At 69.6% G+C, this 18,091-nt stretch carries 19 protein-coding genes and 1 pseudogene; 11 read left to right on the top strand and 9 right to left on the bottom strand.

Annotation, left to right across the window (positions count from 1 at the left end):
* Positions 1-146 precede the first annotated feature (146 nt).
* Positions 147-980 (bottom strand): Rieske (2Fe-2S) protein, encoded by an 834-nt coding sequence (locus tag ABZ810_RS45290; RefSeq protein WP_358414177.1) that lies wholly within the window; start codon positions 978-980, stop codon positions 147-149.
* A gap of 118 nt (positions 981-1,098) precedes the next feature.
* On the opposite strand from ABZ810_RS45290, the gene ABZ810_RS45295 reads away from it, so the two are divergent.
* From ABZ810_RS45295 to ABZ810_RS45315, 5 genes are read left to right on the top strand one after another with little or no spacing between them, the layout of a single operon-like run.
* On the top strand, positions 1,099-1,638 hold the full coding sequence (locus ABZ810_RS45295; RefSeq protein ID WP_358414180.1) for a DUF892 family protein: 540 nt from the start codon (positions 1,099-1,101) through the stop codon (positions 1,636-1,638).
* 53 nt (positions 1,639-1,691) lie between these two features.
* The gene (locus tag ABZ810_RS45300) at positions 1,692-2,534 is read left to right on the top strand and encodes an acyl-CoA dehydrogenase (RefSeq protein ID WP_358414183.1); all 843 of its coding nucleotides are present in this window, start codon (positions 1,692-1,694) and stop codon (positions 2,532-2,534) included.
* On the top strand, positions 2,531-3,220 hold the full coding sequence (locus ABZ810_RS45305; protein WP_358414186.1) for a PIG-L family deacetylase: 690 nt from the start codon (positions 2,531-2,533) through the stop codon (positions 3,218-3,220). Before ABZ810_RS45300 ends, ABZ810_RS45305 begins: the two co-directional genes overlap by 4 nt.
* The gene (locus ABZ810_RS45310; RefSeq protein ID WP_358414189.1) at positions 3,217-3,807 is read left to right on the top strand and encodes a class I SAM-dependent methyltransferase; all 591 of its coding nucleotides are present in this window, start codon (positions 3,217-3,219) and stop codon (positions 3,805-3,807) included. The genes ABZ810_RS45305 and ABZ810_RS45310 overlap by 4 nt, the downstream gene beginning before the upstream one ends.
* Positions 3,804-4,454 carry a glycosyltransferase gene (locus ABZ810_RS45315; protein ID WP_358414192.1) on the top strand — a complete coding sequence of 217 codons (651 nt, stop codon included), beginning with the start codon at positions 3,804-3,806 and terminating at the stop codon, positions 4,452-4,454. Before ABZ810_RS45310 ends, ABZ810_RS45315 begins: the two co-directional genes overlap by 4 nt.
* A 311-nt stretch (positions 4,455-4,765) precedes the next feature.
* Here ABZ810_RS45315 and ABZ810_RS45320 read toward each other — a convergent pair whose 3' ends face one another.
* The gene (locus tag ABZ810_RS45320; RefSeq protein ID WP_358414195.1) at positions 4,766-5,872 is read right to left on the bottom strand and encodes an FUSC family protein; all 1,107 of its coding nucleotides are present in this window, start codon (positions 5,870-5,872) and stop codon (positions 4,766-4,768) included.
* A 346-nt stretch (positions 5,873-6,218) separates the two neighbouring features.
* Here ABZ810_RS45320 and ABZ810_RS45325 point away from each other — a divergent pair, with 346 nt between their 5' ends.
* Complete coding sequence (locus ABZ810_RS45325) at positions 6,219-6,458, top strand: WhiB family transcriptional regulator (RefSeq protein WP_358414198.1); 240 nt, start codon at positions 6,219-6,221, stop codon at positions 6,456-6,458.
* A 106-nt stretch (positions 6,459-6,564) separates the two neighbouring features.
* Here ABZ810_RS45325 and ABZ810_RS45330 read toward each other — a convergent pair.
* Together ABZ810_RS45330 and ABZ810_RS45335 are read right to left on the bottom strand one after the other, a co-directional pair.
* Positions 6,565-6,917, bottom strand: a pseudogene (locus ABZ810_RS45330) (NAD-dependent epimerase/dehydratase family protein); the annotation flags it as partial.
* Positions 6,918-7,082: 165 nt separating this feature from the next.
* Complete coding sequence (locus ABZ810_RS45335; RefSeq protein WP_358414201.1) at positions 7,083-8,141, bottom strand: chemotaxis protein CheB; 1,059 nt, start codon at positions 8,139-8,141, stop codon at positions 7,083-7,085.
* A 266-nt stretch (positions 8,142-8,407) separates the two neighbouring features.
* On the opposite strand from ABZ810_RS45335, the gene ABZ810_RS45340 reads away from it, so the two are divergent.
* The 3 genes from ABZ810_RS45340 (at position 8,408) to ABZ810_RS45350 (ending at position 11,344) form a co-directional block, all read left to right on the top strand.
* Positions 8,408-9,184: a hypothetical protein gene (locus tag ABZ810_RS45340; RefSeq protein WP_358414204.1), complete on the top strand. Its 777-nt coding sequence runs from the start codon at positions 8,408-8,410 to the stop codon at positions 9,182-9,184.
* 28 nt (positions 9,185-9,212) lie between these two features.
* Complete coding sequence (locus ABZ810_RS45345; protein WP_358414206.1) at positions 9,213-9,425, top strand: hypothetical protein; 213 nt, start codon at positions 9,213-9,215, stop codon at positions 9,423-9,425.
* 455 nt (positions 9,426-9,880) lie between these two features.
* The gene (locus tag ABZ810_RS45350; RefSeq protein ID WP_358414209.1) at positions 9,881-11,344 is read left to right on the top strand and encodes an ornithine decarboxylase; all 1,464 of its coding nucleotides are present in this window, start codon (positions 9,881-9,883) and stop codon (positions 11,342-11,344) included.
* A 134-nt stretch (positions 11,345-11,478) separates the two neighbouring features.
* Here the strand turns inward: ABZ810_RS45350 and ABZ810_RS45355 are convergent, their stop codons facing one another.
* The 4 genes from ABZ810_RS45355 to ABZ810_RS45370 form a co-directional block, all read right to left on the bottom strand.
* Positions 11,479-13,764, bottom strand: coding sequence for a catalase (locus ABZ810_RS45355; protein WP_358414212.1), 2,286 nt, complete (start codon positions 13,762-13,764; stop codon positions 11,479-11,481).
* A gap of 316 nt (positions 13,765-14,080) precedes the next feature.
* Positions 14,081-14,626, bottom strand: coding sequence for an isochorismatase family cysteine hydrolase (locus ABZ810_RS45360; RefSeq protein ID WP_358414215.1), 546 nt, complete (start codon positions 14,624-14,626; stop codon positions 14,081-14,083).
* A gap of 305 nt (positions 14,627-14,931) precedes the next feature.
* Complete coding sequence (locus tag ABZ810_RS45365) at positions 14,932-15,402, bottom strand: hypothetical protein (RefSeq protein ID WP_358414218.1); 471 nt, start codon at positions 15,400-15,402, stop codon at positions 14,932-14,934.
* Between the two features lie 419 nt (positions 15,403-15,821).
* Positions 15,822-16,823 carry an SDR family oxidoreductase gene (locus ABZ810_RS45370; RefSeq protein WP_358414230.1) on the bottom strand — a complete coding sequence of 334 codons (1,002 nt, stop codon included), beginning with the start codon at positions 16,821-16,823 and terminating at the stop codon, positions 15,822-15,824.
* Positions 16,824-17,053: 230 nt separating this feature from the next.
* On the opposite strand from ABZ810_RS45370, the gene ABZ810_RS45375 reads away from it, so the two are divergent.
* Together ABZ810_RS45375 and ABZ810_RS45380 are read left to right on the top strand one after the other, a co-directional pair.
* A complete protein-coding gene (locus tag ABZ810_RS45375) occupies positions 17,054-17,659 on the top strand; it encodes a flavodoxin family protein (protein WP_358414221.1) in 606 nt (201 codons plus the stop codon).
* A gap of 44 nt (positions 17,660-17,703) precedes the next feature.
* Complete coding sequence (locus ABZ810_RS45380; RefSeq protein ID WP_358414224.1) at positions 17,704-17,841, top strand: hypothetical protein; 138 nt, start codon at positions 17,704-17,706, stop codon at positions 17,839-17,841.
* A 103-nt stretch (positions 17,842-17,944) separates the two neighbouring features.
* Here ABZ810_RS45380 and ABZ810_RS45385 read toward each other — a convergent pair.
* Positions 17,945-18,091 (bottom strand): sigma factor-like helix-turn-helix DNA-binding protein (locus tag ABZ810_RS45385; protein WP_358414233.1); only part of this gene is annotated, 147 nt, incomplete at its 5' end.

An 18,091-nucleotide genomic window follows, 5' to 3' on the forward strand; every position in this document is an offset into this window, starting at 1 on the left:
GAGCAGAACGGGCACCAGATGTCGACCAACGCCGACACCACGGGATCCCAACCGCGCTCCGGCGGGTCAGAGACGCACGTCTCGCAACTGCTGAAGCACGCGGCGGGGACTCTCCGGGCCCAGCCGCTCAACCATGCATGACGGGATCATCCTGCGCCCGGCAGCCGGATCCACAGGGTGCCGGATCGGTTCTCGGTCTCGAACGCGGGCTGGGGCGCCGTGGCCGGTCCGTGCCGGACGCTGCCGTCGGAAAGGCGGAAGGCGCTGCCGTGCCAGGGGCACACGAGGCAGTCTTCGTCGAGTTCCCCGTCCGACAGGTGGCCGGACAGGTGGCTGCAGCGGTCGGCGAGCACGGTCACCTCGTCGCCGCGGCGCACGACCACCAGCGGAACCTCGTCCAGCATAGCGCGGGTCGGCTTGCCATGCGGTACGGCGTCGAGACGACCGAGCTCGTGCCAGCCGGGTTCGACCAGATGCGGAATGGGTTCTGCGTGGTTGGCCCCGGCTGCCTGCCGGAAGGAGAGACGTCCGCCGAGCAGGCCTCCCGCTCCTGCCGTCAGCAGACCGGCGAACCGCACCGCCCGCCCGGCACGAGGAGCCCGGGTCGCGAGCGAGAGGCCGTAGAGGCCGATGGCGGTGCCGTTGGCCACGGCGTGCACGACGCCCACCCGCATCTGCTGTTCGTGTTGTTCGGCCCAGTCGAGTGCCCCCGCGGCGACGGCGGGAAGCGAGCCGAGAAGGCCGAGGGTCGCCAGTCGGCGGGCCGCGCGGTCGTCGTCTCCCCACAGATCGAGCGCCGCCGCCGACAGCCAGGCGCCGAGAGGTACCTGCACCAGCGCGGGATGCAGGGGGTGACCGAGCCCGACGCCGTGCAGGGCGTCGCGCAGCTTGCCGGGACCGAGCCTGCGCACCAGCTTCTGGGCCGGGGTGATGACCCGGTCCAGCTCGGACGTGTTCTCCAGCTTGTTCAGGATGCTCATATCTGCGGAACTTCCCCAAAAAGCCGAAAAATGCCTTCCTGGAGTGGTCAAAGACCGGCATGTCTTCGCGCTGGTGGGTAGCAGGAAGCCTGAACAGGTCGCTCGCACGAGGAGAACGATGATTCCAGACCGCAGCTTCAGCGCCGACGTGGCGGCGATTCGCGAACGTGCCCGCCAGAAGATGGAGAACGGGCCGCTGACCGAGTCGTACGGCCACAAGGCCGAGGACGTCGTAGGGGTGCTCAACGACGTGCTCGCCACCGAGATCGTGTGCTGGATGCGTTACACCCGGCACTCGATCTCCGCGACCGGGATCAACCGGGCGCAGGTGGCCGCCGAGTTCAGTGAACATGCCGACGAGGAGCGCGAGCATGCCATGCGCGCGGCCGAGCGCATCAGCCAGCTCGGCGGCGACCCCGACTTCGACCCGGCCACGTTGGCCGAACGGTCCCACACCACGTACGAGACGTTCGCCGACGACGACCTGGAGGGCATGCTGCGGGAGAACCTGGTCGCCGAGCGCATCGTGATCGAGTCCTACCAGGAGATCATCCGCTGGCTCGGCGACGGCGACGTGACCACCCGCCGGCTCATGGAGGACATCCTCGCCGAGGAAGAGGAGCACGCCGACGACATCCTTGATCTCCTCGGCGGATGAGGGGGGCGTCCTTGCGAGAGTGGCGAGTCCATGTCGAGCGACGGTTCTCCGAGGTGGCGGAGCGACGGCTCCCGCTTCCCGGGCACGGCGACACACGCGCCCGCTGGGGCGCGCTGGCGGATCTGGCGGAGGAGGACCTGTCTCTGGCCCGGCTGGCCGAAGGGCACTTCGACGCACTGGCCATCCTGGACGAGCTGGGGGGACCGCCGGCGCCACCCGGCAGCCTCTGGGGCGTGTGGGCGGCAAAGCCGGACGGCCTTGAGCATGCCGACGGGAAGGTGCGGGGGGTGCGCCCCTACTGCTCCGGGGCGCGGATCTGCACGCATGCGCTGGTCACCGTAGGCACCATGCTGTACGTGGTGGAGCCGGGGGAGCCTGTGGCCGGCACCTGGCCGGCGACCGGGATGGCCGCCAGTGACAGCCTGGACGTGCGCTTCGACGATGTTCCGGCCGATCGGGTCGGCGCGTACACCGACCGGCCCGGGTTCCATCACGGGGGAGTGGGCGTCGCGGCCGTTTGGTTCGGGGGAGCACGGGCGATCGGCCGCGCGCTGCTCGGGGCGACCGGACCGCACGCCCTCGCCCACCTGGGGGCCGTGGACATCGCCCTGCGGTCGGCGCGCACGGCCCTGGAGCAGGCCGCCGACGAGATCGACGCCGATCCGTTCGACCGCAAGGAAGAGGCGGCGACCCGGGCACTGCGCATCCGGGCACTGGTCGCCGAGGTGGCGAGCGATGTCATGGACCGAGTCGGCAGGGCGCTCGGGGCGGGGCCGCTCTCGCACGACGAGGCGCACGGCCGCCGAGTAGCAGACCTGGCGGTCTACCTGCGCCAGCATCACGCCGAACGTGATCTGGCCGCTCTTGGTGCACGGGTGAACGGACAGGATTGGTGAACTGGATCGACGCGCCCGGCACCGCGGAATCGGAGTGGCGGGCGTGGTCCGGGCTCGCCGCGCTTCCCGCCCTGGACCTCGCGGGCCTCCGTGACGTGGTGGTCGTTGCCGCACATCCCGACGACGAGGTGCTCGGTGTGGGCGGGCTGCTGGCCATGCTGGACGTCCCGGTACGCCTCGTGGCGGTCACGGACGGCGAGGGCTCGCACCCGCATCTGCCCGCCGAGCAGATCACCGCCACGCGACGCGCGGAGAGCGAGGCGGCGCTCGCGGCGCTCGGGAGTCGCGCGAGATGCGAGGTCGTCCGGCTCGGGATGCCCGACGCGGGAGTCCGTGACGAGGAGCTGATCCCGGCCCTGAAGGACCTGACCCGCGGCTTCGACCTCTGCCTCGCGCCATGGGAACACGACGCGCACCGTGATCACGAAGCCGCGGGCCGGTCCGCCCTCGCGGCCGGCGCCGCGAACGGCGTCGAGGCACTGCGTTTCCCCATCTGGGCGTGGCATTGGGCCACGCCCGCGGACCCGCGCCTGCCGTGGGCCGCCGCCCGCCGCGTTTCCCTGACGGCCGAAGCCGCCGCGCGCAAACGAGTCGCGATCGGCTGCTTCACCAGCCAGTTGGGGGAGATCCTGCCGCCCGGCATCGTCGACCACTTCACTCGCGACCAGGAGGTGCTGTTCCGGTGACGCTGGGCACCGACTATTTCGACGCCATGTACGGCCGCTCGCCCGATCCTTGGGGCTTCACCACGCGCTGGTACGAGCGGCGCAAGTACGAGGTCGGCCTGGCCGCGCTGCCACGACCCCGGTACGCGGAGGGCTTCGAGGCCGGCTGCTCGATCGGCGTGCTGACCGAACGACTCGCTGAACGGTGCGACCGCCTCCTCGCGTGCGACACCTCGGCGTCCGCGGTGGAGCAGGCGCGGCGCCGCGCGCCCCGCGCCAGGGTGGAGCTTCGCACCCTTCCACGGGACTGGCCCGACGGCCGATTCGACCTGATCGTGTTGTCGGAGGTCCTGTACTACTTCGACGACCACGATCTCGCCGAGGTCGTCGAGCGGGTCCTGGGCTCCCTCCAGCCGGGCGGCACCCTGCTCGCCGTTCACTGGCGTCACCCCGTGGCCGAATACCCCCAGACCGGGGACGACGTGCACGACGCCCTCGCCCGGACCCCGCTGAACCGCCTCGTCGGCCACGTCGAAGCGGACTTTCGCTGCGACGTCTTCGTCCGGGGGGAGGCGGTGTCCGTGGCCGCGGCCGAGGGGCTGGTGTGAGGGCGGGGATCGTCGTTCCGGCCCACAACGAGGAACGTTATCTGGGCGCCTGCCTCAGGTCCGCCGAGCTCACCGGTGCTCGCATCATCGTGGTCGCGGACGCCTGCTCGGACGGGACCCTCGCGGTGGCCCGCGCCTTCGGCGCCACCGTCATCGAGACGGACGCGCGCAATGTGGGCGTCGCCCGCGACCTCGGCGTCACGGCACTGATCCGCCAGGGCGCCGACTGGATCGCCACCACCGATGCCGACACACTCGTCCCGCCGTGCTGGCTCCTGTCCCAGCTCCGGTACGCGGAAGAAGGCTGGCACGCGGTGGCGGGCTCGGTCACCATCACGGACTGGACCGAACATCCCACCTGGCGGGCCCGGCTGTGGGCGGGCCGCTATCCCGAACCCGGCCTGCACGGCGCCAACCTCGGCTTCACGGCCGCCGCCTACCAGGCCGCCGGCGGCTTCCCACCCCTCCGCACAGGGGAGGACCGGGCCTTCGTCCACGCCCTCGAGGCCGCGGGAGGGCGAGTGCTGCGCACGTCCTCCGTCAACGTTGTCACCTCGGCTCGCAGGCACTACCGGGCTCCCCGGGGCTTCGGCCATCTGCTCGCCTCGCTGACGCCCTCCACCCCGCCGACGACCGTTCACGAATAGCTCAACCTGTGAGGGCGCCGCGGTGACTGGGCCGCACGTCGCGAGGCCCTTTCCATGGCATCCTCGTTCGGTTCCGTTGATCGGGTGGTGCCACGGCCTCGGTCTGTGGCTCGACCGTCGAGGGTTCGCATGGGGCTTCCGTGTCAGAGTCAATGACCGGCGATCGTGCACTGCCGAGAGCGCCGTCCAGATCTCCTTGTTCGGCTCGGATCATCGCCGCGTGGACCTGCCCTCAATCAGGACATCGATGCATGCCCCGGACCTTGCCACGCCTTCAGCCGATCGATGGTGCGGAGCAGTGAAGGGAGGACCTAGGCCGCTGAGGAGGACCGGTTCGGAGGTCGTTGGTCAGAGGGGCTGAGGGCTGTGAGGATCAGCCCGCTCAGCCGCATGAGCTCCGCGCCGGGGTCCCAGAGGCCGGGTGCGCCTGCCCCGGCGGTGGTGAACGGGGTTTCGAGGCGTTGTTGCGTCGACTGTGGGGGCGATGAAGGTGAGTCATCGGACGTCGCGCCCGGCGGTTGCCGGATCCGGGAAGCCAGCGAACGGAGCAGGTCGGCGTAGTCCTTCCGCAGCGAGTCGTCGATCTTGGTCGCGCCGGAGTCGAGGCTGCACAGTGTGCTTGCGATCGATCGGACGTGAACGACGATCTGTTCGAGCACGATCAGTCTCCGCGAACCCTGCCAGCTCTGACCGCTGCGGAGTCCGTGCAGGCGTGCCCGGGGGTTGAGACGGAGGCCGTCGTCGCCTTGGGCGCAGGAGCGCCGGGCGTGGTCCAATGCGCGGAGTACCAGGGTCTCGCGGCGCCGCCAGCTCGCGGGCTGGGCTTTCTGGTCTTCCGCCTGGTCGGCCAGCTCGCTCAGCGCGCCGGCCAGTTCTTCCTGTAGTTCCTGCAGGCGGTATTCGGCATGGCGCAGGTTCAGGGGCGGGAAGATGAGGACGTTGACCGCGAGCCCCGTCGCCAGGCCGATGGCGACGTCGATCAGCCGTGGTCCCATGTAGCCGAGGATGTGCTCACCGCCGAGCAGCAGGGCGAAAAGCGTCATGAACGGGATCTGGGCCCCCTGGCCGGCGAGCCAGCGCGACTCTGCCGCGAGCAGCGCGAGCGCGATGACAAGGGCGATTCCGACGACCCCGGGACCGATCAGGGCGCTGACGCCCAGTGACACCACGATGGCGATGGCGAACCCGCCGGCGTACGCCAGACTCTCCCGCAGCGACCAGATGACGGTGGGATAGACGCCCAGCAACGCTGCCAGCGGCGCGAAGTAGGGCATCTCGTGGCCGGCCGCGTGGCGGGCCAGCAGCCAGGCGGCGACCGAGGCCGACACCGCCTTGGCGATGAGCCTGAGGCGTTCCTTCCACCATTGCCTGCGTGCCGGCGGGGCGTGCTTTGACAGGTTTCTGGCCGAGTCCCGCACTTCGATCGCCCCCTGTGCTTTCGCGTGGTCGACTGGTGTCGAACTGCCATTCGATGGACATTCAGTTCGATACCAAGGTCTCCTTCCCGCGAGGGCGGTTCTATGCAGGATGGCCGGCTTCAGCCGGGGGACAGCTGATCATCTCCCGGTCGATCGGGCCCTCGACGGCGATCGCGAGACGACGCTCGGGACGCCGCGCCGCCGAAGATCGGGTTCTGGCGTTTCGGTCCGGTGACCGGGGGCGCGATCCAATCCTGAGGCGTGGTTTAGACCGCCTGACACAGGCCAGGTGCCAAGGAATCAGCCCTTTTCGCCCATCTGTCAGCAGTCCCACACAGGAGTGATGATGGCGTTCGCCAGGGAATCCTGGGTCAGGTATGCCCAATGCCAATCCGTGGATCCCGAACTCTTCTTCCCTATCGGCCCGGACGAACTGGAAGCGGCCAAGGCGTTTTGCCGTCGTTGTCATGTGCACGGGGCGTGTTTGGAATTCGCGCTGCGCACCGGTCAGCGGCACGGCGTCTGGGGCGGGCTCGATGAGGATGAGAGACGCAGGCTGCGCAGGCGTGTCGGCCGGGTCGCCTGACGACTGCGGCGAGGGCGCCAGGCGGCCCGAGGACCCGGTGGAGGGTCGTGCCAGGATTTACTCGGGCGTGGGAACCGACCGGACAATCGAGGCCCTCGGCGTTGACGCGCGTCTGGGAGCCATCACCCGTGACGGCTAGCGGGTCTCCCGCCAGCGCCTGCCGGATGAGCGTCGGGATGGCGCGGCGGTCGTCGAAGCGCATGCGCGGGCCGTAGGTGTTGAAGATCCGAACGATGGCGGTGTCGACGCCGCGGTGTGGCGGAACGCGGCGGTCAGCGCTTCGCCGAACCGTTTGCCCTCGTCGTACACGCTGCGCGCCCCGATGGGATTGACGTTCCCCCGGTACGTCCCGGCCTGCGGGTGCTGGAGCGGATCGCCGTAGACCTGCGAGCTGGAGGCGAACACCAGTCGGGCGCCTTTGCTCTCGGCGACATCCAGAGCGCGACGTGTTCCGAAGCTCACCACGCAGACGAAGCGCGTTGCGAGTCACAAACGGGTGAGCCGCGTTGGCGGAGGTAGATGCTGAGGGCCACCAAGGAGTACGGCCAGATTCGCTCTTGGTTTTCGAGGGACTCGTGGGTACGACGGTCCCTTCTGGGGGGCGGTCGGTTGTGCCGGGCTTCCTCATGGATTGGCGTTTCCGGTGTTCGGGGTGTCGCCGGGTGTGGGGTTGAGTTCGGGCCAGAGTTGTGCCTGTTCGCGAAGCGTTGAGGCGCTGTGGTCGGCTTGCTGGGCGGCGGCTTGGTGCCGGGCTCGCGCGTCGCCGTCATCGGTGGTCTCGGCCAGTTGCCGGTGGATGGTGGCCTGTTCCTGTAGTGCGCTGATGGTGGTCCACAGAGCGGTTTCGGCATCGTGGGCCTTGGCGGTGGCCAGGGTTCGGGGGCCGAAGGAATGGCCGACATGGCAGCGGTAATGCGTCGTGCCGCCGGTGCCGATGAGGTTCAGGCCGCCACCGCAGTCGGGGCAGCCGAGCTGGATGGGCGTTCCAGGCCGCCGGCCGTCGTTGGGATATCCGCTCTCCACCATGTCGGTCTCCACTACCAGGTCGTGCTCGGTGGGCGAGGCCGGCTCGGCGGCCGGTGTGCCGACCAGGTCGGCGATCGCCGCGCCGAGCTCGGCGATCGGGTGAGCGGCGGCGTCGGGTACGGCGGCCAGGGTTGCCGAGGGCATCCCGGCGAACAGGGCTTCGTCGGGGTCTTGGACCAGTACCGTGCCGGCCCGGGCGGCGATGGCCGCCGCGCCCGCTGCTCCGTCGTCCAGCGCTCCCGACAGGACCACGGCGACGGCGCGGGGCCCGCACCATCGGGCGGCGCTTCGAAAGAGCGGATCGACGGCGGGCCGGACGCGGTTCTCTTGCGGTCCGTACACCACTCGGGCCGTCAAACCCGGCATCCCGGACGCCTTCTCGGCATCCGGGTCGCTGCCGATCAGCAGATGATGATCCGGCCGGGGCACCAGGATCCGTCCGGCCCGCAGACGCTGCCGGTCGGCCGCCATGACGGCCGGCAACGGCCCGGATCGCGTCAGCACCCGTGCCAGTCTCCCCGGCGAGTTGGCCGGAACATGCGTAACGATCAGGACCGCGGCCGCCAGGTCGGCGGGAAGCGTTGCCAGCAGCCCGGTCAACGCCTCGACGCCCCCGGCCGAGGCCCCGATCACCACCACATCGCGTCGCGGCACCATGGAGCTGTCCTGCCCGCCCGAGCCGGGATATCACCTGCTGCCGAATCGCGGGAGGCGTTCCACCACCGACGGACGCCGCCACGGCAGGGCGTCCCCAGGATCACTGGCAGCGTCACAATATGTCTGCGGTATGCCGATTCCAGGAGGTCGCCTCGCGGTACGTCTCTGGGCGCGACGCTGCCGTCCCGGACGTCGCAGCCGAAGGATTGTTCGCCTCCCTCATGGGGAGGATTTCCGGTCGGCGGGTCTCGACGCGGGAGGCTTCGATGGTGGAGGTTCCGGCTCCGTCGCCGGAGATGGTGAAAGCGGCTCGGAGGCACCTGGCCGGTCGGTTTGCTCGTGGGCTGGATGAGTTGTTGTGGGAAGAGACCAAGCAGCCGCTGAGCGACGGCGAAGCGGTCCACAAGGTTCTGGCAGCAGCCGACCGCGGCGAGGAACTTTCGGGGCCGGACCTGGCGGCGGCTCTGGTGGTGATGCAGGCCCGTCAGCTGGACGGTGACCGGCTGGAGTACCGGCTGTTCATGCTCGCCAGAGCTCATGGGCTGGAGCTCGAACAGATCGCGGCGGTACTCGACCTGGAGGACGCCGCCGCCGCGCAGGCGCGCCTGCGCCACCTGACAGTACGCGCCGGCCAGCCCGTAGCGGAGGTCGAGGCCCCGTCGCTCAGGGGTCCCGGTTCGTACGCCGAACGCGCGAGCAAGGCCGGGCAGCGCGCCGACCAGGCCGCCCGGCGGGCCCGTCAGGCCGCCCGGCGCCGAAGTGAGCTCTCCGGTGAGGCCCGGTCGTCCTCGTCCGACTCCATTGAGAAGGCCGAACTTCGAGCCGGCCATGCTCACGAGCATGCCGAACAGGCCCACCGCAACGCGGTACTGGCCTTGCTCCGTTCGGCCGAGGCCTACGAGAACGCGGCAGCCCTTCTGGATCGCGCAGCCGAAACCGCCGACCTGGAAGACCCCACCCGTGCGGCCGACCTTCAGCGCCGGGCCGACACCTGCCGAGCCCAAGCCCGCCGGTCGCGCACCCAAGCCGACCAACTCAGCTGATCAAGCCGGAGGACCGGCCGCCGGCGTCGTGACCTTCCATCATCTGGCGCCTGGCGAGACCCGGGTGATGCTGCAGATGGAGTTCGCGGCTGAGGGGGCGGTCGAGAAGGCCGGTGACGCGTTGAACGTGGTCGAGCGCCGCATCAAGGGTGATCTCAAGCGGTTCAAGGAGTTCGTCGAGGCTCAGGGTGGCGAGACCGGTGCCTGGCGCGGCGAAGTCGGTCAGGATCCCACCTCCTGATCTTCGACAGGTGGCGCTTGATGTGGGCGCTCTGATCGCCTGGTCTCGGCGGTGCCTTCTCGTCGACCGGTTCGTCCGGGGTCTGCTCGAACGTGTGCGGCAAGGATGTTTCGTTCGGTTCGTGAGGGTAGGCGCTGAAGGAATCCGGGGGGTGCGGCATCGCGGGGGCGCGGTGCCGTCCGGAAAGGAAGGGCCGGACCGCGTTTACGGGCGGTCCGGCCCTTCCCATCGGCTCAAGGCCGATCGTTGCAAAGTCCTCGCGGGGAATTCCTCAGGCTCTGGTCGGCGGCTGATGACCCTCATCCTCGCCACCCTTGGCGTCGGGCTCGGCGTTGGGCAAATCGGTATTACCAGAACGGCGGTGAGATCTCCGCGTAGTACGCCGTAGGGGAGGGGTGCATGCCTCGCCGTGGGTAATGACCGGTTGTCCGCTGCCCAGGGGGAAGGAAAGGGGTATGGATCATTCTGAGGCGCCGGTGCTGGAGGCGGTCGCGGCTTACCGTGAGCGTGGTGACGTGCCGTTCACGCCGCCGGGGCACAAGCAGGGGCGGGGGACCGACCCGAGAGTGCTCGACGTGCTGGGTGAAGGCGTGTTCCGCTCCGACATGCTCGCCATCGCGGGGCTGGACGACCGGACGTCCTCCCACGGCGTTCTGGAGCGCGCCCAGGAGTTGATGGCCGATGCGGTACGGGCTGAGCACACGTTCTTCACGACCTGCGGGAGTTCGTTGTCGGTCAAGAGCGCGATGCTCGCGGTCGCCGGTCCGCACGAGAAGCTGCTGGTGGGGCGGGACGCGCACAAATCGGTGATCGCCGGGCTGATCATTGCGGGCATCCGTCCCGTCTGGGTCGAGCCGAACTTCGACGCGGAGCTGCATCTCGCGCATGCGCCGTCCGCGCGAGCGTTCCGGGACGCCTTCGACGAGCATCCCGACGCGCGCGGCGCGCTCGTGACGAGCCCGACGCCCCACGGCACGTGCGCGGAGCTGGCGGCCATCGCGGCGGTCTGTCATGAACGTGGTCGGCCGTTGGTCGTGGACGAGGCGTGGGGTGCGCACCTGCCGTTCCATCCGGATCTGCCGTCGTGGGCGATGGATGCCGGCGCTGACGTGTGCGTGACCAGCGTGCACAAGATGGGCAGTGGCCTGGAGCAGGGTTCGGTGTTCCATCAGCAGGGCGATCTTGTCGATCCGGCAGTGCTGAAGGCGTGCGCGGACCTTCTCGGTACGACGAGCCCGTCGGTGCTGATCTACGCCGCCCTGGACGGCTGGCGGCGGCAGATGGCCGAGGACGGCCGACGGCTGCTCGGCCAGGCGCTGGACCTGGCCCGCACGACCCGTGAGGCCATCGAGGACATCGACGGGCTGCACGTTCTCCATGACGAGTTCCTCGGCGACGGCAGGGCCGCGGAGCTGGATCCGCTACAGGTCATCATCGACGTGTCCGGGCTGGGGGCCACCGGCTATCAGGTCGCCGATCGGATGCGCGAGCACCATCACCTCAACCTGCACGTCTCTGATCACCGGCGGAGCAGTGCCCAGCTCACTCACGCCGACGACGAGCACACGGCGAGCCTTCTGGTGTCGGCGCTCAAGGACGTGGCGGCGCAGGCGGCGACGTTCGAGCCCGCGCCGAGCATGACCGTACCGGCGCCCCGTGACCTGCGTCTGGAACAGGCCTGCTTGCCACGCGACGCCTTCTTCGGCCCCGTCGAGCAGATTCCCATCGCCGACGCGGCGGGACGGATCGTCGCCGAGATGCTCACCCCCTATCCGCCGGGAATCCCCGCGGCGCTGCCCGGCGAACGGCTGAACGGGGAGGTCCTGGATTACCTGCGTACCGGCAAGGCGGCAGGGATGGTCGTGCCCGACGCCGCCGACACCTCGCTGGCCACGGTCCGTGCAGTGGCCGAGGGCTGACGTTCAGCAGGGCGCCACGTTCGCCGTAGGTGGAGAGCAGCCTGTTCGCAGGCGGCCGGGCCGATGCGCGGCCGCAGACGGTGAGCAGCGGGCGAGGACGCGCGGCCTCGCCCGCCACCCAGGGAGCCGAACGGTCAGGCCAGATCGGAAGTGGTCGGGAAGCGGTCCCAGACGCGGTGCCGGCCGAGGAGCTCCACGATGGAGTCCAGGACGGGCCGGGCGTCTGCGCCGACGACGACGCCGGGCGCTTGGGGGGAGATGCCGGCGGCGTCGAGCGCGTCGGCGGCGTCGGCCCATCCGCCGATGGGCTTGGCGTGCCGGTAGACCTCGTCGAGCATCAGCCGGACGCGCGGATCGATGACGGCCGCGGCGGTGGCCGCGTCGCCGGCCTTGGCGTCGCGGGCGCCGTAGGCGTCCCTGCCCGGCGCGGGCGCACCGGCGACGAGCAGCGCGTCGAACTCCACCGATCGGGCGGTGGCGAAGGTCCGCTGCACGGTGAGGGCGTCGTCGCCGGAGCCGAGGACGCCTCCGGCCGGAGCGATGATCAGCGGGACCATGCCGCCGTCCAGGACGGCTTGCCGGACGGCGCGGACGGCGCCCAGGTCGCCGTCGGGGCCGGCGACGATGCCGATGATCCGGCCGGTGGTGGGCCAGGTGCCGCCGACCTGGGAGAGTGCCGGGCTGGGCTCGGCGGACGTCAGTGTGCCGGCGGCGGTGGGGGCGGGCAGGCCGAGCCCCTGAGCGACCTTCTCGCACAGGACGGGGTCGATCTCGGCCAGTACCCGCAGGTTGCGTTCCTTGATCGGCTGCTCGTAGACCTTGCCGAGCTCGAAGGTGTAGGCGGCGATGACGTGCTCGCGTTCGACCGGCGTCAAGCTCAGCCAGAACTGGCGCGGCTGGCTGTAGTGGTCGGCGAACGATGCCGGTGCCTCTCGCACCCGCTTGGCCGCGGGGACCTCCACGGGCGCCTCGACGTACCCACCCTGCTCGGCACCGGCGAAGAACGGGCAGCCGCCGTCCAGGGAGTTGGGCTTGTAGGGCGCGACACCGGCGTGCACCGCGTGCTGGTGGAACCCGTCCCGCAGCATGTCGTTGACCGGAGCGTGGGTGCGGTTGATCGGGATCTGCGCGAAGTTGGGCCCGCCGAGCCGGGTGATCTGGGTGTCGATGTAGGAGAAGAGCCGTCCGGCCAGCAGCGGGTCATCGGTGACATCGATGCCGGGCACCAGATGGCCGGGGTGGAAGGCGATCTGCTCTGTCTCGGCGAAGTAGTTGGTCGGGTTCGCCTCCAGGGTGAGCAGCCCGATCGGCTGCACCGGTGCCAGCTCCTCAGGGACGATCTTGGTCGGGTCGAGCAGATCGATGCCCTCGAAGGTCTGTTCGGGGGTGTCGGGAAAGGTCTGGACGCCCAGCTCCCATTGCGGGTGGGCTCCGGCTTCGATCGCGTCGGCCAGGTCACGGCGGTGGAAGTCGGGGTCCATGCCGTTGATGAGCTGGGCCTCCTCCCACACCAGGGAGTGCACGCCGGCTTTGGGCTTCCAGTGGAACTTCACGAGCGTGGTGCCGCCCTCGGCGTCGACCAGCCGGAAGGTGTGAACGCCGAAGCCCTCCATCGTGCGGTAGGAGCGCGGGATGGCGCGGTCGGACATGTTCCACAGCGTGTGGTGGGTGGCCTCGGTGTGCAGGGAGACGAAGTCCCAGAAGGTGTCGTGCGCGCTCTGCGCCTGGGGGATCTCCCGGTCCGGATGCGGCTTGCCCGCGTGGATCACGTCGGGGAACTTGATCGCGTCCTGGATGAAGAACACCGGGATGTTGTTGCCGACCAGGTCGAAGACGCCTTCTGAGGTGTAGAACTTGGTCGCGAACCCCCGGGTGTCGCGCACGGTGTCGGCCGAGCCCCGCGACCCGAGCACGGTGGAGAAGCGCACGAAGACCGGCGTCTGAACGTCCTTGCCCAGGAACGCGGCCATCGTCAGATGCGCCGCCGTCCCGTACCCGCGGAAGGTCCCGTGCGCACCCGCGCCACGGGCGTGCACGACGCGCTCGGGGATCCGCTCGTGGTCGAAGTGGGTGATCTTCTCCCGCAGGTGGTGGTCCCGCAACAGCACCGGCCCGCGAGTCCCCGCCTTCAGCGAATGGTCGCTGTCGGGCAGCCGCAGTCCCTGCGCCGTCGTCAGGAACTCACCGTCCTGTGCCCGCCCCGTCGGCGCCGCCGACACGGAACGGCCGGTCGAGGTGACCGTTTCCGGCGCCCGCTGATCGGGCTTGGGCGGCAGGGGCCCGGCAGGCTCGGTGGGCTCCTCGACCGTGGGCGTCGCGCTGCCGGGACGCCCAGGGATCTCCGCGCCCGCTTTCGTGTCGTCGGTGACCGTCTCGACCACCTTGTCGACCGCGGCCTTCACCGGATTCGACTCTGCCATCGTTCCTCCTCGGCGGTATGCGAGGGTCGAGTTCCCTCTTGTAGTGCGGTTTACGTGTGCAATCCCAGCCATTCGGCATGAAATGGATTCAAGCGCCCCCTACCCGAGAAGGTGGTCCCTAAGCCGCAGGTCGCGGAGTGATCCACGACGGTCGAATGTGAGGCCCATTCCGTGAATTCAATTCAAAATAGAGTCCACTTGGGGTCAACTTTCGGTTTGGTTCATGGGGGGGGTGGCGCTGTCCGGTGGGACGACTCGCCGTGCACGGGCGCGGCGCCCGCATCCTGGCTGGACGGTGCCCGCTCGTCTCCGCGTGTCATGGCAGGCAGGTGCCGGCCGTGACGATCTCCGCACGCATGTTCCGCTCCATCATGCGGAGCGCCGCCTGCCCGAGCTCTGGATCGATGCAGGCGACGGCGTCCCGGGGCACGCTGATCGAGAAGTGCCGGACGTAGGCGTCCAGGGCCGTGTAGAGGATGCACTGTTCGGTGACCTGGCCTGTCAGGACCACCTTTTCGACCCCGGCGCGTGACAGGACGTACTCCAAGGGCGTGCCGTAGAAGGCGCTGTGACGGACCTTGGGCAGGAAGACACAGTCAGGGGAGGGGACGAGAGGCTCCACGAGATCGGGCCGCTCGCCCTTGCGGGCCGCGGCCACCAAGTCGTCGCGCGTAGCGGAGAAGTCGCCGTGGTTGTCGTTGACATAGACCAGCAACACCTCGGACTCGTCACTTTCCGAAGCCCGGCGGATCAGCGCGCTCAGCGGATCGACGATGCGCGCCACGCTCTCCTGGAGGAGACCGGCGTCCTCGTGCCGATACGGATTCAGCATGTCGGTGACGATCACCGCGGTGGTGCCCATGCGGCCCCCCTTCCCCCACAGATCACGAACTACCCCGGGATCCGAGCAGGCTGAGCCCAGGCCGCGGTCCGCTCATTGCGCTGTCGTTGCGCGTCACGACTGGACCGGACGTTTCTCCCTCAGGCCCCACCGCGCACCGCTGCGTCCCGGCGGTGGCGGCGGCGGATGGCCCGCCACATCGGTGCTCCACCGATACACGTCCGCGCGGTCGCACTCATAGAAGCCACTGGCGGGCGCGGGCTCTCCCGGCTTGAAACGGTCCCCCAAATCAGACATATCTGGCCCTTGCCCTGCAGGTCAGAGCCCTAACCAGCCGATCTGAAGCACCGGGAGTCCGCGGTATGCCAGCCAGGCCCGACCTGGCACTGGCAGCGGCCACGCATGTTGTCATGGAGGGCGACAGTGACAACCAGCCGGCGCATCGCTTCCATCATCATCTGCCGCAGCTCGGTGCTGACGGCGCCGCTGACGAGGGCGAAGTCGGTGTAGGCCTGCTGCCAGCGTTCCCGTGCCGCCTCGGCCACCGCCACGTCCTGTGCGGTCGCAGTCCCGGCCAGCGTCGTGGCCAGCTCGGATCGCGCCGCATGCACCTGCGCGGCGGCCGTCTCATGCATTTTCATCAGTTCCCGCTGCCACGCCGCCACTACGGAGTCCTCGGCCGCGGCGATCGCGCTCCAGCCGAGCAACCGCTGTTCCTCAGTCTGGCCGGCCGGCTGTTCAGACGCCCGCCCCGTGGACCGGTGCGCGCCCTCTTCAGAAGCGCCGTGCGTGGACATCCAGACCTCCGGCATCCGCCCTGTCCGCATGCTCCTGCTCGCCCGCGGCACACACGCTACCTGGCTTCCCCGGCTTGGACGCGATGCGGCCGAGATAGGCCGCAGCCGGAATCGTGATAGCCACGGCGAGTGCCCCGGCACCGCCACGCGATGGCCGGGACACTGAGGCCTCGCATGAGCTACCAGCGGTACCAGCGACCCCCGTCGCCCCGACGGACCGGTGCTGCGGGCCACGAAGCCCACCAGGGCACGCGACAGCGGCCACCGTGAAGCGCCCCGGTTTTCGATAGAGGCTCTAGGTTGTGGCTGTGACCTGCAGTTCTGTGTGGTTCTGGCGGTAGTGGAGGGCCTCGTATTCGTCGGGTGGTACGCCGCGGTACCCGGAGGGACCTGGCGCGGGGTTGGTGCCCTGTCCGGTGTCATCGTTGGCGTGAACGGGCGAGCCAGACGAGGCCGAGGGCGCCGCCCGCTACCGCCAGCGCCCGGCGGTGCCGCATCAGCCAGAGCTGGTAGCTGCGGGAGTGGGCCTGGTCGTCGAACGGGCCGTGCGCCCCGAAGTCGTGCTTCCCGCCGCGGTCGGCGGGTTTCCAGAGGTTGGCGGGCTGCCTGGGATCACGGCGTTCGCCGGTCTGCTGGGACCTGAAGCCGGTGCGCGCCAGGTAGCGATCGACCAGGCCGGGGGCGAACTTGTCGGCGAGCAGGGTGGCGACGGTGCTGCCGCCGACCCAGTACTCCCGTCGTCCGGGGTGCTCGGCCGCGTGAACAAGGGCCTGGGCCGCCACTTCCGGTTGGTAGATCGGCGGCACCGGTTGTGCTCGCTCGGGCAGTTTGGACAGGAGCCATGTGAACTGTGGGGTGTTGACCGCGGGCATGTGCACGATGGTCGTCTTCACCCCGCTGCCCGAGTGCAGCAGTTCGGTCCGCAGTGATTCGTGGAGGCCCTGGACCGCGTGCTTGGCGCCGCAGTAGGCGGATTGGAGCGGGATCCCGCGCTTGGCCAGCGCCGATCCGGTCTGGACGATCACTCCGCGGTCGCGCGGCAGCATGAGGTCCAGCGCCACCCGCGTACCGTGGACGAATCCCAGGTAGGTCACCTCGGTGACGCGCCGGAACTCGGCGGGTTCGATGTCGGTGAACGGCGCGAAGACCGAGCTGAACGCCACGTTCACCCAGACGTCGACCGCCCCCAGCTCCTCCTCGGCGCGCCGTCCCGCCTCCCGGACGGCGTCGAAATCGGCCACGTCCACCGGCAGCACCAGCGCTTCGCCCCCGGCCGCGGTGACGTCCTCGGCCGCCGCTCGCAGGCCTGCCTCACCTCGGGCCAGCAGGGCCACCTTGGCGCCGCGGGACCCGAACTCCTGTGCCGCGGCGCGTCCGATCCCGCCGCTGGCTCCGGTGATCACAACGACACGACCGCCCATGCTCATCGGGCCGCCCTCCTCTCCCTCGGGATCCGCAGGCCGCACTGACCTGCCCTGGCGACGGGTCTTCACACCTCCGCGCCCCGCGGAAACCCAGCCGGCGCCACAAGAGCCATCAAGCCCTCGGTAGAGCGGGCAAAGAATGCATAAGAGCTGTTTGTGGGAGGTCGCGTGGGTAGGTGGCAGGAACTTGTCGACCGATGGGAGCTGGTTATGACGAGGGGTGTCCGGTGCGCGCGATCGTGATCAACTGCACGCTCAAACGTTCGCCTGAACGGTCCAACACCGAGGCGCTCGCCGCGGTCGTGATCGAGGAGCTTCGGGAACGCAAGGTCGAGGTGGAGACCGTCCGGGCCGTCGACCTCGACATCCCGCCCGGCGTGGAGACCGACCTGGGGCCGGGCGACCCGTGGCCCGAGGTGCACGGCAAGCTCCTGGACGCCGAGATCTTGGTGCTCGCCTCGCCGACCTGGGCCGGCCACCCGTCGTCGGTCGCCCAGCGGGTGATCGAGCGGATGGACGGGATGTTGTCCGAGAGCGACGACGAGGGCCGCCCGGTCGCCTACAACCGCGTCGCGGGCGTGGTCGTCACCGGCAACGAGGACGGCGCCCACCACGTGATCAGCGATCTCAGCGGAGCGCTCAACGAGTTCGGCTACACGATCCCCGGTCAGGCGTGGACCTATTGGAACAGGGGCCCCGGCCCGGGTCCGAGCTTCCTGGAGAGCGAGGAAGGCCGCGACTGGTCGATCACCACGGGACGCGCCATGGCGGCCAACCTGGTCGCCGTCGCCCGGGCTCTGGCGGAGCACCCCGTTCCGCCGCCGCCGTCGTGAGTCTGATGAAGGCAGCTACCCGGCAAGGCGAGCGGGATGTACGGGTGGCCGAGGTCCCCGACCCTGCGATCAAGGAACCGACTGGCGCGGTCGTGCCCATCACCACGACCGCGATCTGTGGATCGGACCTGCACCTGTACGAGGTGCTGGGACCGTTCATCGGCGAGGGTGATGTGCTCTGACATGACCAACGGCCGGGGGACCGATTCGGTGATCGAGGCAGTCGGTAGGGAGACGCACGGCTCGCCGTTCGGCAAGGGGTGACCGGCTGGCGGTGTTCGGAGGTCAGATCGGCTCGGTCAGTTGGTTTCGGAGTCGGGTCAGGGTGCGGTTGAGCAGTCGTGACACGTGCATCTGGGAGACGCCGATCTTGTCGGCGATCTGGGCTTGGGTGAGGTTGCCCCAGAATCGTAGGTGCAGGATGCGTAGTTC

The organism is Spirillospora sp. NPDC047279 (assembly GCF_040643285.1).
Lineage (GTDB): Bacteria > Actinomycetota > Actinomycetes > Streptosporangiales > Streptosporangiaceae > Spirillospora.

Bases quoted from the DNA above. Each gene is read 5' to 3' on its own strand.
- ABZ810_RS45290 (WP_358414177.1), bottom strand. From the start codon at position 980: ATGAGCATCCTGAACAAGCTGGAGAACACGTCCGAGCTGGACCGGGTC.
- ABZ810_RS45295 (WP_358414180.1), top strand. From the start codon at position 1,099: ATGATTCCAGACCGCAGCTTCAGCGCCGACGTGGCGGCGATTCGCGAA.
- ABZ810_RS45325 (WP_358414198.1), top strand. From the start codon at position 6,219: ATGGCGTTCGCCAGGGAATCCTGGGTCAGGTATGCCCAATGCCAATCC.
- ABZ810_RS45335 (WP_358414201.1), bottom strand. From the start codon at position 8,141: ATGGTGCCGCGACGCGATGTGGTGGTGATCGGGGCCTCGGCCGGGGGC.
- ABZ810_RS45340 (WP_358414204.1), top strand. From the start codon at position 8,408: ATGGTGGAGGTTCCGGCTCCGTCGCCGGAGATGGTGAAAGCGGCTCGG.
- ABZ810_RS45350 (WP_358414209.1), top strand. From the start codon at position 9,881: ATGGATCATTCTGAGGCGCCGGTGCTGGAGGCGGTCGCGGCTTACCGT.
- ABZ810_RS45355 (WP_358414212.1), bottom strand. From the start codon at position 13,764: ATGGCAGAGTCGAATCCGGTGAAGGCCGCGGTCGACAAGGTGGTCGAG.
- ABZ810_RS45360 (WP_358414215.1), bottom strand. From the start codon at position 14,626: ATGGGCACCACCGCGGTGATCGTCACCGACATGCTGAATCCGTATCGG.
- ABZ810_RS45365 (WP_358414218.1), bottom strand. From the start codon at position 15,402: ATGTCCACGCACGGCGCTTCTGAAGAGGGCGCGCACCGGTCCACGGGG.
- ABZ810_RS45370 (WP_358414230.1), bottom strand. From the start codon at position 16,823: ATGGGCGGTCGTGTCGTTGTGATCACCGGAGCCAGCGGCGGGATCGGA.